Here is a 14,654-nt window from a genome sequence, read left to right on the forward strand (position 1 = left end):
TTTCCGCCACTTCATGCACCGGTCTAGGCCTGCGGCTAGTTCTACAGCTAGGCCTATGGCTAGGTCTGCCCATGAACGGCGCTGCGCACGGGCATAAACGGTGCGCCGGCCCATGGAGGTTCCCCTCCTCCATCGGTTCCGGCTGTGTATGAAATTCTGGCTGGGTATAACGCGCAATGAACCGCGGTGAATCCACGGTGTATCACAGTGTGTGTCATAACCTGGGTGCCATTATTACAGCGGATCTAACTAAACCTTAGCCAACACTCCGAGAAAGTTAAAGTTTTACTTGAAGGTTAGGGTTGAGGGAGGCTCCCCTACCCCCCCCACCCACGCGCGCTTCCCCCTCAAATTGTTCGACCATATCGCCAGATTTGGGCCCAAATCTGGCGATATGGTCGAACAATTTGTAAAGGGGTGGGGATAAGAAAACCCTCCCCTGGTCCGTTCCCAAGCACATCACTTGAGAAGGACGAGAGGAGGGAAGGTCCAGAGGCTCCGCACCCGAGAGGCACCGCGCCGGTAGGACTTAAGCCCACGTGAGAATTACGCGCCGGTAGCCCTCAGGATCTGACCGCGGGCATTGCCCAGCTCGCGATCCCAGTAAGGCCACGCGTGAATACCGAACGCTGGGTAGGAGACCTGAACGTCAGCGCCAGCAACACGTGCCGCCAGCTCAAACTTCGCGGTAGAGGTACGAGACATCCACTCCAGGCCAACACCCACGGACACACCGTACGGATCTTCCAACACGTTCTCGTTCGTGGTCAGACCGGACGCAGCAGAGAGGTACAGAGGCATTCCGCGGAATGCTCCGGCCTGCAGCAGTGGATCGTTCTGGAAACGACGTGGGTCAACCGGGCTGCCCCACATGTTCCACACCTGGGCACCTGGGCCGGAGGCGTCCACCATGGCCACACCGATAGCGGAGTACATGCCTGGCCAGGTTGGGTTCAGGTAACCGGACAGGGAGGATGCCTGCTTGAACTGGTTGCGGTGGTGCGCAGCCAGGTTCAGGGCTGCGGTAGCTCCCATGGAGATACCTGCAATAGCGTTGTTGCTTGGGCTCACGCCGAAGTTCTGCTGCAGGTAGCCGGGCAGCTCACGGGTCAGGAAGGTCTCCCAGCGTGGGCGAGCAGGACCGTTGTTACCCATCCATGGGCCAGACCAGTCGGTGTAGAACTGGGATGCGCCACCCACTGGCATAACCAGGGTGATGTTGTCATCCACGAAGTGCTTCGGGGCGTTGCCCAAGTAGGTCCATGCGTTCCAGTCATCGCGGGCGCGCAGGCCGTCCAGCAGGTACAGGCCAGCGTCACCGCCGCGGGAAGCCGGCTTGATCTGAACCTGGATCATCTGATCCATGGCCGGGGAGTGGACCCAGCAGTTCTGAACAAAGTACTTGTAGTCGCTCCAGGTACATCCTGGACGCAGCCAACCGCGGTTATCTGCCGATGCGCCCGGTGTTGCCACAGCGGCAACCCCCAAGGCCGTCGCAATGGCGACGAGGGCTGCCAGCACGCGCTTACTCAGGGAATTCAACACGTGTCTCCATTCCATGCAGACCCTTGACCGGTCCACAACTCTCTTCTCTATCTCTACCGTTTTGAGCACACAGCACTGGACGCGCTGCGAACATCACATTTCAGCAACGATACCAAAAGGCTTCAGATCCAACCAACACGTCAGATTCCGCCTTCGGGAACGAGCCGATACCAAGCCGCTGACCTCAGCAAATGCTCGGATGTCTGTGCTCACTCGCCGAGTATAAACGACGCCAACCTCTCCCCCGTTACACTTCCTAAAAAATATTTATAAATTTTTGTGACACAGCAAAGCACCCACCAGCCGTCCCGTCCAAGATTCTCACCTAAGACGAGGGGCGGCAGGTGGGTGCGCTTCGGCGTCGAATATTAAAAAGAAATTAGAGCAGCGGAATGATGTACACGGCGATCGCGATACACACGATCCACAGCACCGCCAGGGCCTGCAGCGCGCGGTCCTTCAGGGCGATCTCGTCGGGCGCGCCACCCTCGCCGCGGTCCACATCCGCAGCATAACGCAGGATCGCCACGGTGAACGGCACCATGGAGATCTGATACCACACGGCCTGCGTGCCATCGACCTGCTGGGACAGGTCGAAGCCCCACAGCGCGTAGCACAGCACCACCGCGGTCGCGGCCAGCGTCCACACGAAGCGCAGGTAGGTGGGCGTGTAGCTTTCCAGGGACTTGCGGATCTTCGCGCCGGAGCGCATCGCCAGCTTCAGCTCCGCGTAGCGCTTACCGGCGGCCATGAACAGCGAGCCGAACGCCGCGACCAGCAGGAACCACTGGGACAGCAGAATCCCGGCAGCCACACCGCCGGCCATCGCGCGCAGCATGAAACCGGAGCTGACCAGCGCAATGTCGATCACCGGCTGGTGCTTCCAGCCGAAGCAGTAGCCCAGCTGCAGCGCGATGTACACTGCCACCACGATCGGCAGCGCCGCCCCGGCCGTGGACAGGAAGGATAGCGCCACCGCGCCCACAATCAGCACCACGGCCATCGCATAGGCCAGCCCCACGGGCAGCACGCCTGCGGCAATCGGGCGGAAACGTTTGGTGGGGTGCTTGCGGTCGGCGTCGACATCGCGGGCGTCGTTGATGAGGTAGATAGACGACGCCGCCAGACAAAACGCCACGAACGCAATCAGCACGTCCAGCAGCACCTGACTGTGGAACAGCTGCTCGCCACCTGCGGCGGCCGGGGCGGCCACGACCAGCACGTTCTTCACCCATTGCTTCGGTCGCAGCGCCTTAATCATCGCCTCAGGGAGGTTCCGCGGGGCCCGCAGGCTCTGGTCCACAGCCGTGTCTTCGGCCTGGACCGCGCGCGCTTCCTCCCTATTGTTGGAGCTCTGCGTCCACTCCGCGTCCTCCAGCGCCGAGGTGTGCGGCTCGGATTCCAAGAATGGTTCCTGCCTATGTGGTTGTCGGTTTGGCCGTTCGCTCACCGATTCTCCTTGTGTTGTTGATTGTGGACCTATTCTTTTATTTTTATTCGACGCCCAGCGGCCTCCTCCCACCCCAGCCTCACGGGGACGTGGCGGCCTGGTGTGTGAGCGGCTGGCGCGCTGCGCATTGTCCGTGCTCTACGCCCTTCGCGAGGCGTGCACGCTCTGCGTGCTCGCTGCGCTCTACGTGTGCTGCACCACGCGGTTCACCACAGGGCGAAGCGCCAGCGCCGTGGAGGCTCCGAGCGCACTGCCGATGGCCACGTCGGTGGGATAGTGCACACCCAACACTAGGCGGGATAGCGCCATCGCCGGTACTCCGATGAGGGGTGCTGGGTTGCCCAGCAGCTGGGCGAGGGCCACCAGCGCCGCGGTGGAGCTGGTGGCGTGGGAGGAAGGAAAGCTCAGCTTGGAGGGAGTTCCCACCCCGATCGCGATGTCCTTGTGGTGGGGCCGGGGGCGGCGCACGATGCGCTTGAGCACCACGGACGCCGCGTGCGCCGTGAAGGCGGAGGCGCCCACGTGCAGCCACTGGGTGGAGCGTTGCTTGTCCAGCACGTATCCGGCGGCGGCCAGGCCCATCCAGCCCAGGGCGTGCTCGCCGAAGTGGCTCATGCCCCTCGCCACGGCGAGTGTGCCGGCGCGAAGCTCTGGAGTGGTGGAGATGGCGCGTTGGATCGCCACCAGGATTTGGGATTCGCCCAGCGGGTCGCCCGTGACCTGGCCCGTGACCTGTGTGCTCATGGTTTCCTTCTTCCTGTGTTCCTGCGGTGCGGTTGCAGTTGTGCGTGCAGCGCTGGTGCAGTGGTCCTGCGAAGCGTGCGCAGGGTCGCGGGTATGAGGTGTTAGCTCTCCCGCTGTTCAAGCGCCGCGAACTGTTCCACCATCTCTGGTTCAAAGATACCCGCCCAGGCCTCGCGGCTGGTGAGCCGCTGGTGGGCTGCGCGGTAACGCTCGCGCATCTCCGGGAAGCGCTGAGCCACTTCCTTTTGCAGGCGTGCCGATTCCTTGGCCAGCTCAATCATCTTCTGGCGGTCACGCTTGCGGAACACCACACCGCGGCCGTCGGCGGTGGTGACGGTGGCGCCGTCGATGCGGGACAGGCTGAACCAGCGCGCCTCGATCGGCGGGAGGTTCACCTGTGGCACTTCGTGGTTGCGCGTATCCGCAGGCTTTGCGTTGTTCAGCAGACCCTGGGCAAGAGTCTTCACCTTCGCCGGAATGGACAGCGGAATGGTGGTGAGGCCCGCTGGCCCACCGGACGGCTTCGGCAGCTCCGACGCCGACGGGATCACCACAGCATCCGGGTAGTTCTTCCGCATCGCGTTGATGCGCGGCAGGGTGGACTCCAGGATGTCAAACAGCTGTTCCGGGCCAGCCAGGAAGTCCTTCATCGCCTCGTTCTGGATCGCGACCGTGGAGTACTCCAGGCACATCAGGTGCTTCGCCGTGGCCTTCGCCATCGAGGTGACGATGCCGCGGGTGGAACCGTTGTGCTGCAGCGCACCCACGATCAAGCGGTTGCGCAGGTGGAAGTAAGCCTGCCAGTCGATCGCGTCATCCTTATCGGACCAGGCCATGTGCCAAATCGCGATGCCCGGCCAGGATGCGGTGGGGAAACCGTGGTCGCCGGCGCGCAGGCCGAACTCGCCATCATCCCACTTGATGAACAGCGGCAGCGGCTGGCCGATCGTATCGGCCACCACGCGTGGGATCATGCACATCCACCAACCGTTGTAATCCACATCGATGCGGCGGTGCAGGTCCTTGGAATCCACGGTCTCGCCGGAGGCGTTCTCCCCGTAGGATCCGCGGTCGCGCAGTGGGTGCTTGTAAAAGTCGTGGTCGTAGTGGGTGTGAGGGGCGGCGGTCCACATGAAGCGACCGCGGTCAATCACCTCACCCATGGTGTGCAGGTGGCTGCGCTCCTGCAGGTTCAGCATCTGGCCACCGATCAGCATCGGGGACTTGGCATACCGCGCCGCCGCCAAGGAACGCAGGATGCAGTCCGGCTCGATGGCAATATCGTCATCCATGTACAGGATGAACGGGGCCTTCGTGCCGCGCTCCGGGTGGCGCGCCTCATACATAATGCGGGAGTAGCCGCCGGAACCACCCAAGTTGCCCTGCTTCACGATCCGCAGGCGATCGCCGAAGCGCTCCGCCGCCTGGTCGAAACCGTCCTCGTCTTCGGGGTGCTTCGTTCCCTGATCGGGCATGATGACCGCCTCGATGACAGAGTTCACGTCTTCGTCCGCGCCGAGTGCTTCGAGGGCCGCGACGGCGTCGGTCGGGCGATTAAAGGTAGGAATGCCCACGGTGACCAGGGCATCGGCGGCGGGCAGGCGGTCGCCGGGGTTCAGCGCTACCTCTCCCCTCTCGTCATCGGCGATGACCACGGGGGACGTGACCAGCTGGCCCTCGGCCTCCTTGTTCGCGAACCAGCCCGCGGAGTGGATGACGGTTTCGGATTCGCAGGTGATGTCGAACCAGATCCAGCCGCCGTCCTCGAACGGAGCCAGGGAGACCGTGAACTCCGCGGTGCCGCGGCCGGACTCATCAGTCTCCACGTCCGCGCCGGTGATGGCGATGCGTGAGCCGTCGATCTTGGAACGGTACAGGTCAACGCGCGCTTCACCCGTGATGTCCAGACGCAGCACCACCTCGTCCAACTGGGACCAGCGGCGCCAGTAGGAAGCGGGGAAAGCATTGAAGTAGGTCTCGAAGGAGACCTCAGTTCCGCCAGGGATGCGCGCTTCCGTGCGGGACAGCGCGGTCACGCGCCCCGCACCAGCAGCTTCGTCCTCGATGAGGTACAAGGAGCGAACATCACGCGGTTCGCCTCGCTTGGGAAGGATAATTCGGGCAAGACGGGTGGTATCTACTGACATGACTATCAATTATCCCCCACGGCAGCCCCGCGCGCATCGTGCGACGCGCCGCTACAGCAGCGGCTCCAACTTATTGTTGAACATCGACAACGCCGCACCAATAGCCATGTGCATATCCAAATACTGGTACGTACCCAAGCGCCCACCGAAGAACACCTTCGACTCGTCCGTTTCCTTCTCCGCCAACTCGCGGTACTTCAACAACATCTCGCGGTCCGCCGGGGTGTTGATCGGGTAATACGGCTCGTCGCCCTCCTCGGCAAAACGGCTGTATTCCTTCATAATCACCGTCTTGTCCTTCGGGTGCCGGTCCTCACGCTCCGGGTGGAAGTGTCGGAATTCGTGGATGCGGGTGTACGGGAACTCGGCGTCGTTGTAATTCATCACGGGCGTGCCCTGGAAATCGCCCGTGGGCAGCACCTCCGTTTCGAAGTCCAACGTCCGCCATCCCAGCTTGCCCTCAGCGAAGTTGAAGTAGCGGTCCAGCGGGCCGGTATACACCACGGGTGCGTCGGGGTTCGCGGCGCGGATTTCGTCGCGCACTTCGAACCAGTCGGTGTCCAGGCGGACCTCGATGTTCTCGTGCGCGGCCATGTTCTCCAGCCACGCGGTGTAGCCGTCCACGGGCAGGCCTTCGTACGTGTCGTTGAAGTAGCGGTTATCAAAGGTGTAGCGCACGGGCAGGCGGGTGATGTTGCCCGCCGGCAGCTCCTTCGGGTCCGTCTGCCACTGCTTGGCCGTGTAGTCGCGGATGAAGGCCTCATACAATGGGCGGCCGATCAGGGAGATAGCCTTTTCTTCCAGGTTGGCCGCCTCCTCCGAATTAATTTCCGACGCCTGGTCCGCGATCAACTGACGCGCCTCATCCGGAGAGTAGTAGCGTCCGAAGAACTGGTTAATCAAACCCAAGCCCATCGGGAACTGGTAGGCCGTGCCCTTGTGCATCGCGAACACTCGGTGCTGGTAGTTGGTGAACTCGGTGAACTGGTTGACGTAGTCCCACACGGTCTTGTTGGAGGTGTGGAACAGGTGAGCACCGTACTTGTGAATTTCGATACCGGTCTGCGGCTCTGGCTCGGAGTAGGCATTGCCGCCGATGTGGCTGCGGCGTTCCAGAACCAGAACCCGAGCGTTCTTCTGGCTGGCTGCGCGCTCAGCGACAGTGAGGCCGAAGAAGCCACTGCCGACCACGATCAGGTCGTACGTGTTCGCTGCAGGGGACGCTTCGGACGAAGCGGCGGTATTCGATGCGGACGTATCGGTGTTTTCGCTCATATCGGCCAGCGTACCGAGTTTTGGGACGCGCGCCCGCTATGACGCGCGGGCGTACGGCGTGCACTCGCGCGCGTGCGCTGCGGGAGCCCGCCGCGCGGGCTCGAGCGCGCTAGTGCCCGCTCGAATCCGCGCTGAACCAACGGGACAGCACACGAGCCACCCCGTCATCATCGTTGGTGGTTGTGATTTCGTCTGCGATGGACGAGAGGCTGGCGTCGGCATTCCCCATGGCCACGCCCCACCCAGCCCAACGGATCATGTCCACGTCGTTGGGCATATCCCCAAACGCCACCACCTGGCGGCGGTCCACGCCCAGGTCCGCGGCGAGTTCCTCCAACGCCAGGCGCTTGGACACGCCCGGCGCGGCGATCTCCACCAGGCCGCCGTCCCAGGAGTAGGTCACGTTCGCGACCGTGTGGTCCACGAGGGGGTTGACCAGCTCAAACAGCTCCGCCGAGGTCATATTCGGCGAGCGGACCAGCAGCTTCGTGGCCGGGGTGCCCGTCAGCTGATCCATCGGCTCCACCACGTGCGCCTCCTCCGCCCACACGTGCTGGAAAGTGCGGGACACGGCGAAGAGGTTGCCGTCCGCATCGAACGCGCCGGCGCCGGCGCGTTCCACGCCGAAGCCCAACTGCGGGTAGTGAGCAGCGATGGTCTCCACCACCTGGCTCATCACCTCCGGGGCGAGAGTGCGGGCGTGCAGAACGGTATCGGTGGCGCTGTCATAGGTCACCGCGCCGTTGGCGCACACGCACACGGGCCGGACGGGCAGCTGCTCCAGGATCGGCAGCAGCCAGCGGGCCGGGCGGCCACTGGCCAACGTGAACACGGTGCCTGCACGTTTCATCGCCACGACCAGCTCGCGCATACGTGGACTCACGCGTTCGCGGGAGTCCACGAGGGTGCCGTCGATGTCGCTGACCACCAGCAGCGGCGGCTCCGCGGGCGGCGCTTCCTGAGGAACTGAGCGATCCATGAACAGCTCAGCGTCAGTTCTTGTCACGCTTCAGTTCGCGCTGCTGCGCTTCGGCTTCGCGCTTGCGGCGTCGGGCTTCTTGGTCCTGCCGATCCTTCGCCGTCGCCTCCTCCAACGTCGGGGCCGAACCGCCCATCGACGCCGGCACCCAATACTCACCGGCCGGCATCGGACCAAACTGCTGGGTGTAACGCTCACGCGTGCGCTCCAACTGCTGCACCATCGCGTCATGCAGACGCTCCGTGGTGGCGACGGCATCCTCCGTCACCTCGACAGGATCGCCCACCATAATGACCAGCTTCGCGTCCTTCGGCCGCCAAATCGGCTTGTGGCCCTTAGTCCAGATCTTCTGGGAACCCCAGATCGTCAGGGGGATCAGCGGGATGGAGCCGTTAGGGTCTGCGTCGTGGACAATCTTCGCCGCACCCTGGCGGAACTCCTTGATCTCGAAGGAACGGGAGATCGTGGCCTCCGGAAAAATGCCCACCAGCTGGCCGGCGCGCAGGCGCTTGATGGCCTCGTCCACGCTGGCCTGACCGGCCGCGCGGTCCACAGGGATGTGCTTCATCGCGGTCATCAGCGCGCCCACGCCCTTGACGTCGAAGATCTCCTTCTTCGCCATGAAGCGCACCAGACGCTTCGCCTTCACCCACGCGGGGATGGAGCCGTAGACGAAGTCCCAGTATCCCGTGTGGTTCACGGCCAGCATCGCCCCGCCCGATTCAGGGATCTTCTCAGCACCAATGACTTCTACGTCCAGGCGCTGCATGAACCTCATCCAACGGATGGCCGTGCCAATGATGGGGCGGCCGTAGGGAAATTCTTTGCGGTCGTGCGGGTGAGCCGGTGCGCGCTGGAAGTCCTCGGGGACTTTGAAGAGCTTGTCGATAATCTTGGCCATGGGTGGGCCTCCTCACGGGTTGTGTTGTGGTGGGCGCGAGTGGCCTAGTTCTTCGGCCGCAGAACATCCTTGCCCACGAACGGGCGCAGTGCCTCAGGAACGATCACCGAGCCGTCGGCCTGCTGGTTGTTCTCCAGGATAGCCACCAGCCAACGGGTGGTGGCCAACGTGCCGTTCAGCGTGGCGACGGTCTGGGCCTTGCCGTTCTCATCGCGGTAACGAGTCTTCAGGCGGCGGCCCTGGAACGTCGTGCAGTTAGAGGTAGAGGTCAGCTCGCGGTACGTGCCCTGCGTTGGCACCCACGCCTCCGTATCGAACTTGCGGGCAGCCGACGAGCCCAAGTCCCCGCCGGCCACGTCGATCACTCGATAAGGAACGCCCACGGCCGCCAGCATCTCCTTCTCCATAGCCAGCAACTGCTGGTGTTGCTCCTGCGCATCCTCCGGCTTGCAGTACACAAACATCTCCACCTTGTCGAACTGGTGGACGCGGATAATACCGCGGGTGTCCTTGCCATAAGAACCAGCCTCACGGCGGAAGCAGGAGGACCAACCGGCATAGCGCACAGGCCCCTCAGACAGATCAATGATCTCGTCAGAGTGGTAGCCGGCCAAGGCTACCTCGGAGGTGCCGACCAGGTACATGTCGTCCTCCTCAAGGTGGTAAATCTCATCGGCATGCGCGCCCAAGAAGCCCGTGCCGGCCATGATCTCCGGGCGCACCAACACCGGCGGAATCATCAGAGAAAAGCCGTGCTGCGTAGCCTTCTGCGCAGCCAACTGAAGCATACCGAGCTGCAACAAAGCACCATCGCCGGTCAAGAAGTAAAAGCGCGCACCAGACACCTTTGTGCCACGCTTCATATCAATAAGCCCCAAGGACTCACCCAACTCCAGGTGATCCTTCGGCTCGAAGTCGAATGTTGGCGGCTCCCCCACGTGCTCCAACACCACAAAGTCATCCTCACCACCCGCAGGTGCCCCCTCCTCCACAATGTTGGAGATCCGCATCTGAAGATCATGAACCTCCTGCTCCGCAGCATTGAGGGTCTCCTCCAGCTTCTTCACGCCCTCGGCCTTCGCCTTACCCTCTTCACGCAACGCCGCCTTCTCCTCATCAGAGGCCGACCGCATCTTCTGGCCCATCTCCTTCGAGAAAGCCTTCTGCTCCGAGCGCGCCGCATCCGCCGCAACAATCGCATCCCTGCGGCGCTCATCCGCCTCCAACAGCTGGTCAATCAGCTGGGGATCCTCCCCGCGAGTGCGCTGGGACTCACGGCCAACCTCAGGATTTTCGCGCAGTAGCTTCAGATCAATCATGCTCTACATCTTAGCCATGACTCCGCCCAACAAATACCCACGGGTGCCCGCGGCCAACGGCCTAGGAAGGCTGTGGGGAGGAGAGGTGGGCGTCGAATAAGTAACAAAGAGCACCAACCTTGGTGGCATAATAAGAAACCATGACTTCTGATCACCGCAAGCCCAGCACATCCAGCAAGTCCAGCAGCTCGGAAAAAACCAAGATCTTCCTGATCGTGGTCCTCGTGCTGGCCCTGTGCGGAGGCGTGGCGGCCGCGGCATACGGGTTCATGTCCCCAGACGGCAGCAACCCACTGTCCCCCGCCAACGAAGAACAGAAGAAACAAGAAGCCGAGTTCACCAACGCCAACACCGGCTCCTGCATAACCTGGACCCCCGCCAACAACGGCACGAACACCAACTTCACCACCGTAGACTGCGCGCAGCCGCACCGCTTCGAAGTCTCCGCACGCGAGGACCTGTCCCAGTACCCCACCAGCGAATTCGGCGAGGACTCCGCCATCCCGAACCTGGAGCGTCAGCAGCAGCTGACCTCGCAGCTATGCGTGGGGCCCACCATGTCCTACCTGAACGGGAAGCTGGATCCCGAAGGCCGCTACACCATCTCCCCGATCCTTCCCCCCGCGAACTCCTGGGACGCCGGCGACCGCACCATGCTCTGCGGCGTGATGGTGCAAGACGCGCAAGGCCGATCCGTGGAGACCACGGGGCTGGCGGCGGAGCAGGACCAATCCGCGGCGTTGCCGGCCGATACGTGCGTCCGTGCTGACGGCGACGCCACCGTCGAAGTCCCCTGCGACCAAGACCATTCCTGGCAGGTCGTGTCCGTCGTGAATCTCGCCGAAAAATTCCCCGACGCCTGGCCTACCCCCGAACAGCAAAACGAACACTTAAACGAGGTGTGTACGGAGGCTGCCCGTGCCTACCTGGGCGGCGACGATCAGCTGTACGAATCGACACTCACGCCTTTCTGGACCACGTTGAAGCAGCAGTCGTGGGATGCAGGTTCTCGTAATGTGAACTGTGCCGTGACCTTTGGGCACCCTGGTGGTGGCTTTGCGGTGCTGAATGGGGATGTGCGCCAGGGCTTCACGATTGATGGGGCTGCTCCCGAGAAGCGGCAGAAGCGGCCGCCGCTGAAGAACGCGCCGGCGGCGCAGCCAGCGCCGTAGTTTTTGTGGAGCCTGCGGCGTGGTTTGCGCCGTAGTTTGCGGAGCCCAGCCCTCGATTCCTGAATCGAGGGCATTCTGCTGTGAAAACACCGAAATCACGACACTTTGCCCTCAATCCAGGATCGCTCCCAGCATGAACCGGTCCTCGCTTCCCCGATCGAGGGCATTCTGCTGTGAAAACGCCCAGATCACGACAAGTTGCCCTCGATCCAGGAAACACCCCAGCTCTCCCATCCGAGCACGCTGGCCCAACACGCGCCCAAAGCCTCCCATCGAGCACTCCCCAGCCTGAGCCCGGCCTTCGCTTCCTGAATCGAGGGCAATATGCTGTGAAAACGCCGAAATCACGACAACTTGCCCTCGATCCAGGAAACACCCCCACACTGCCCCAGCGCGCGCCCACACTTCACAGGCAAAAAGTGGGTAAAACTAATGCTATGGCTGTTGAAGTTTCCGACGAGCGTTTCGAAGAGCTAGTAGACGAGGGTCTGCGGCGCATCCCTCGAGAGCTGTTGGACAATGTGCGCAACGTGGCCATCGTCATCGAAGACTTCAACTGGGAGTCCCCTTCTATTCTGGGACTCTACGAGGGCATCGCACTCACAGAGCGCACCAGCGAGTACACTTCCGCGCTACCAGACAAAATCACCATCTACCAGGACTCTTTGTGCGATTTTTGCGAGTCTGAAGAAGAGCTAGTGGAGCAAGTTGCCATCACAGTGATCCACGAACTAGGCCACCACTTCGGGATCAGCGACGAGCGCCTTCATGAACTCGGCTGGGGCTAAGCGAGCAAAGCCTACGCACGAGGGCTTAGTGGACTCACTGACTGTGGACTTAGTGATTGTGAACGTACTGGAGTAAGTGCTGGGTTGGGCTCGCACACGGGCAAAGCCCTGCTCACACAGGCAAAGCACTGCTCACACGCGCACAGCCTACGCACGCACCGGCACATGCCCTGCCCAGGACGTGACCGTCATGCACCCGCGGAAAGCCTCAAAGCCGCCGGCGTCGTCCGCCGACAACTCCCGAGCCTTCGACGCCAACCCCAACAAAACCTCCCGTGACGGCAGCTCCATCTCCACCCACTGGGTGTTCGCCACGTACGTGGAAAAGGCGAAGTCAGCGTTGATGTTTCCCAAGAACGCGGTCACGAAACGGATCACGGCGCCGTGGCTCACGATCACGACATCCCCAGCACTCGCAGCGCTCTCAGCACCCGCCTGCTCGGCAGCACCAGCACCCGCCTGCTCGGCAGCACCAGCACCCGCCTGCTCGGCAGCACCAGCACCCGCCTGCTCGGCAGCACCAGCGCCCTCACGCTCACCAGCACCAGCACTCTCACCCGATCCCTCGCCTTCGCCTTCCTCAGCAAGGAACGCGAACAGGCTCGGCAGGTACCGCTCCAGCACTTGGTAGCCGTTCAGCGCACCGCGCACGGGCCGCTGCACGTCGCCCATCAGCCACGCGCCGAAAGACATGTGGTACTCGGCATGCGAGCTCTCGTCCGTGAGCATCTCCAGCTCCCCCGCGGGGATCTCGGAGATCCCGGGAAGCACCTGGTGGGACGCGATCGTCACGCCCGCCTCGCTCAGCGCCGTCGCGATGTGCGCCGCGGTCTGCCGCGCCCGATCCGCCTCCGACGACGCCAGCCGCACACTCCGCTCCACCCCCTCACCCGTCCCCGCCGCCTCACGCTCACGCGCCCCCGCGTCCTCACGCTCATTCACGCTCTCCTCTGCGCGCTCGCTCTCGTCAAGCACAGCACCCCCACCAACCACGCGCGCTAGCTCCTCCCCCGCACGCCGCGCCTGCTGCTCCCCCAGCTCCGTTAGCGACGCGCCGGGCAGCTCCGTGTCCAGCGCGTGCACCACGTTTGAGGTGGTCTGCCCATGCCTCACCATGTACACCCGCGCCGCCCGCGCACCCATCCGATTGTCCGCCACTGGCTGTCCTCCTTGTGCTCTGTCTTGTTTCTGCGATGCGTCGTTTTTTATTTTCCCCTACGACGCCGCTACTCATCCCCCCTGGCCCACGCCCGAACCTGCTTCCACGAATCCCCGAAGTCCGCGGGCGCGCTGCCGGCGTGCATGGACACGCCCACGTTCGCGATGGGCCAGGATCCGAGGTAGCGCATGTCTTCGGAGTTTCGGTGGAGGGCTGCGAGGGCTTCGGCTACGGCGTCGTCCTCGATATGGCCCACCATGTCGATGTGAAAGACGTAGATTCCCATGATGGAGCCGCCGGGGTTGCGTAGTGGCCGGGATTCGATGCGGGAGAGGTCCACGCCGCGCATGGACAGTTCCATGAGTGCTTCTTGAAGGCTGGCGGGGCGGTTTTTGAGGGTGAGGATGATGGAGGTGCGGTCTTGGCCGCTGCGTGGGGTGGGGGTGCCCGGACGTCCGACGAGGACGAATCGGGTAAACGCGCCGGGAACGTCTGCGACGCCGGTGTGGTGTATGGAGAGGCCGTGGAGGTCGGCGGCTCGTGTTGGGGCGGCGGCGGCGTCGATTTCCCCGGTGGCGACGGATGCGGCGGCGGCGCCATTGGAGGCGGCGGGGACGAAGCGGGCGTGGGGTAGGTGTGTGGCGAGCCAGTCGCGGATTTGCGCGTGGGCGACGGGGTGGCAGCTGATGGTGCGGACTTGGTCGAGGGTGGTGCCGGGGCGTGTCATGATGGCGAATTCGACGGGGACCACGACTTCGTTGAAGATGTGTACGGGGCTGCCGGTCATGAGGGCGTCTTCGGTTTGGGTGACGGAGCCGTCCACGGCGGATTCGAGGGCGACGACGGCGAAGTCGGCGTCGCCGCGGCGGACCGCGTTGAGGGCGGCTGTGGGCGATTCGACGGGCAGCTGTTCGATTGCGGCGGTGTTGGCAGCGGTGGTGTCTGGAGTGTGCGCGGTGGTGGCTGGGGTGCGCGTCGTGTTGACAGCGGTGGCGAGGCCAGGGATTTTGCCTTCGGCAACGAAGTCGTGGAGGGCTTGTTCGGTGAAGGTGCCTCGGGGGCCGAGGTACGCGAGCCTGCACGGGGTGTGGGCGTCCGCGGCGGGCGCCGGGGTGTTGGCGGTGTGGGCGTCCGAGGTGTTCGTTGCCGGGGTAGTCATGCACCTAGAGTACTAG

At 63.3% G+C, this 14,654-nt stretch carries 12 protein-coding genes; 2 read left to right on the forward strand and 10 right to left on the reverse strand.

Features of this window, described 5'->3' with window-relative positions; genetic code table 11:
* Positions 1-546 precede the first annotated feature (546 nt).
* The 8 genes from GC425_RS04515 to serS form a co-directional block, all read right to left on the reverse strand.
* Positions 547-1,545, reverse strand: coding sequence for an alpha/beta hydrolase family protein (locus GC425_RS04515; protein ID WP_225723486.1), 999 nt, complete (start codon positions 1,543-1,545; stop codon positions 547-549).
* Positions 1,546-1,924: 379 nt separating this feature from the next.
* Positions 1,925-2,995, reverse strand: a complete 1,071-nt coding sequence (locus tag GC425_RS04520) for a decaprenyl-phosphate phosphoribosyltransferase (protein WP_151843691.1) — start codon at positions 2,993-2,995, stop codon at positions 1,925-1,927.
* Positions 2,996-3,178: 183 nt separating this feature from the next.
* Positions 3,179-3,739, reverse strand: a complete 561-nt coding sequence (locus GC425_RS04525; protein ID WP_151843690.1) for a phosphatase PAP2 family protein — start codon at positions 3,737-3,739, stop codon at positions 3,179-3,181.
* A gap of 101 nt (positions 3,740-3,840) precedes the next feature.
* Positions 3,841-5,886: a glycosyltransferase gene (locus tag GC425_RS04530; protein WP_151843689.1), complete on the reverse strand. Its 2,046-nt coding sequence runs from the start codon at positions 5,884-5,886 to the stop codon at positions 3,841-3,843.
* Positions 5,887-5,937: 51 nt separating this feature from the next.
* Positions 5,938-7,161: a UDP-galactopyranose mutase gene (gene glf / locus GC425_RS04535; protein WP_151842210.1), complete on the reverse strand. Its 1,224-nt coding sequence runs from the start codon at positions 7,159-7,161 to the stop codon at positions 5,938-5,940.
* A 109-nt stretch (positions 7,162-7,270) separates the two neighbouring features.
* Positions 7,271-8,140, reverse strand: coding sequence for an HAD family hydrolase (locus GC425_RS04540; protein WP_257822438.1), 870 nt, complete (start codon positions 8,138-8,140; stop codon positions 7,271-7,273).
* Positions 8,141-8,153: 13 nt separating this feature from the next.
* Positions 8,154-9,041, reverse strand: a complete 888-nt coding sequence (locus GC425_RS04545) for a 1-acyl-sn-glycerol-3-phosphate acyltransferase (protein WP_151843388.1) — start codon at positions 9,039-9,041, stop codon at positions 8,154-8,156.
* A gap of 44 nt (positions 9,042-9,085) precedes the next feature.
* Positions 9,086-10,360: a serine--tRNA ligase gene (gene serS / locus GC425_RS04550; protein WP_257822194.1), complete on the reverse strand. Its 1,275-nt coding sequence runs from the start codon at positions 10,358-10,360 to the stop codon at positions 9,086-9,088.
* A 140-nt stretch (positions 10,361-10,500) separates the two neighbouring features.
* On the opposite strand from serS, the gene GC425_RS04555 reads away from it, so the two are divergent.
* Together GC425_RS04555 and GC425_RS04560 are read left to right on the forward strand one after the other, a co-directional pair.
* A complete protein-coding gene (locus GC425_RS04555; protein WP_151842213.1) occupies positions 10,501-11,532 on the forward strand; it encodes a septum formation family protein in 1,032 nt (343 codons plus the stop codon).
* Between the two features lie 437 nt (positions 11,533-11,969).
* Positions 11,970-12,320: a metallopeptidase family protein gene (locus GC425_RS04560; protein WP_151842214.1), complete on the forward strand. Its 351-nt coding sequence runs from the start codon at positions 11,970-11,972 to the stop codon at positions 12,318-12,320.
* Positions 12,321-12,467: 147 nt separating this feature from the next.
* On the opposite strand, the gene GC425_RS04565 is transcribed toward GC425_RS04560, so the two are convergent.
* Both GC425_RS04565 and pheA read right to left on the reverse strand, forming a co-directional pair.
* Positions 12,468-13,478: a histidine phosphatase family protein gene (locus GC425_RS04565; protein ID WP_257822197.1), complete on the reverse strand. Its 1,011-nt coding sequence runs from the start codon at positions 13,476-13,478 to the stop codon at positions 12,468-12,470.
* Positions 13,479-13,546: 68 nt separating this feature from the next.
* Entirely contained in the window at positions 13,547-14,638 is a 1,092-nt protein-coding gene (pheA, locus tag GC425_RS04570) for a prephenate dehydratase (RefSeq protein ID WP_151843685.1), read from the reverse strand.
* Positions 14,639-14,654 lie beyond the last annotated feature (16 nt).

The sequence above is a fragment of the Corynebacterium sp. zg254 genome (genome assembly GCF_024701495.1).
Taxonomy (GTDB): domain Bacteria; phylum Actinomycetota; class Actinomycetes; order Mycobacteriales; family Mycobacteriaceae; genus Corynebacterium; species Corynebacterium zhongnanshanii.

Bases quoted from the DNA above. Each gene is read 5' to 3' on its own strand.
- GC425_RS04525 (WP_151843690.1), bottom strand. From the start codon at position 3,739: ATGAGCACACAGGTCACGGGCCAGGTCACGGGCGACCCGCTGGGCGAA.
- GC425_RS04530 (WP_151843689.1), bottom strand. From the start codon at position 5,886: ATGTCAGTAGATACCACCCGTCTTGCCCGAATTATCCTTCCCAAGCGA.
- glf (WP_151842210.1), bottom strand. From the start codon at position 7,161: ATGAGCGAAAACACCGATACGTCCGCATCGAATACCGCCGCTTCGTCC.
- GC425_RS04540 (WP_257822438.1), bottom strand. From the start codon at position 8,140: ATGGATCGCTCAGTTCCTCAGGAAGCGCCGCCCGCGGAGCCGCCGCTG.
- GC425_RS04545 (WP_151843388.1), bottom strand. From the start codon at position 9,041: ATGGCCAAGATTATCGACAAGCTCTTCAAAGTCCCCGAGGACTTCCAG.
- serS (WP_257822194.1), bottom strand. From the start codon at position 10,360: ATGATTGATCTGAAGCTACTGCGCGAAAATCCTGAGGTTGGCCGTGAG.
- GC425_RS04555 (WP_151842213.1), top strand. From the start codon at position 10,501: ATGACTTCTGATCACCGCAAGCCCAGCACATCCAGCAAGTCCAGCAGC.
- GC425_RS04560 (WP_151842214.1), top strand. From the start codon at position 11,970: ATGGCTGTTGAAGTTTCCGACGAGCGTTTCGAAGAGCTAGTAGACGAG.
- pheA (WP_151843685.1), bottom strand. From the start codon at position 14,638: ATGACTACCCCGGCAACGAACACCTCGGACGCCCACACCGCCAACACC.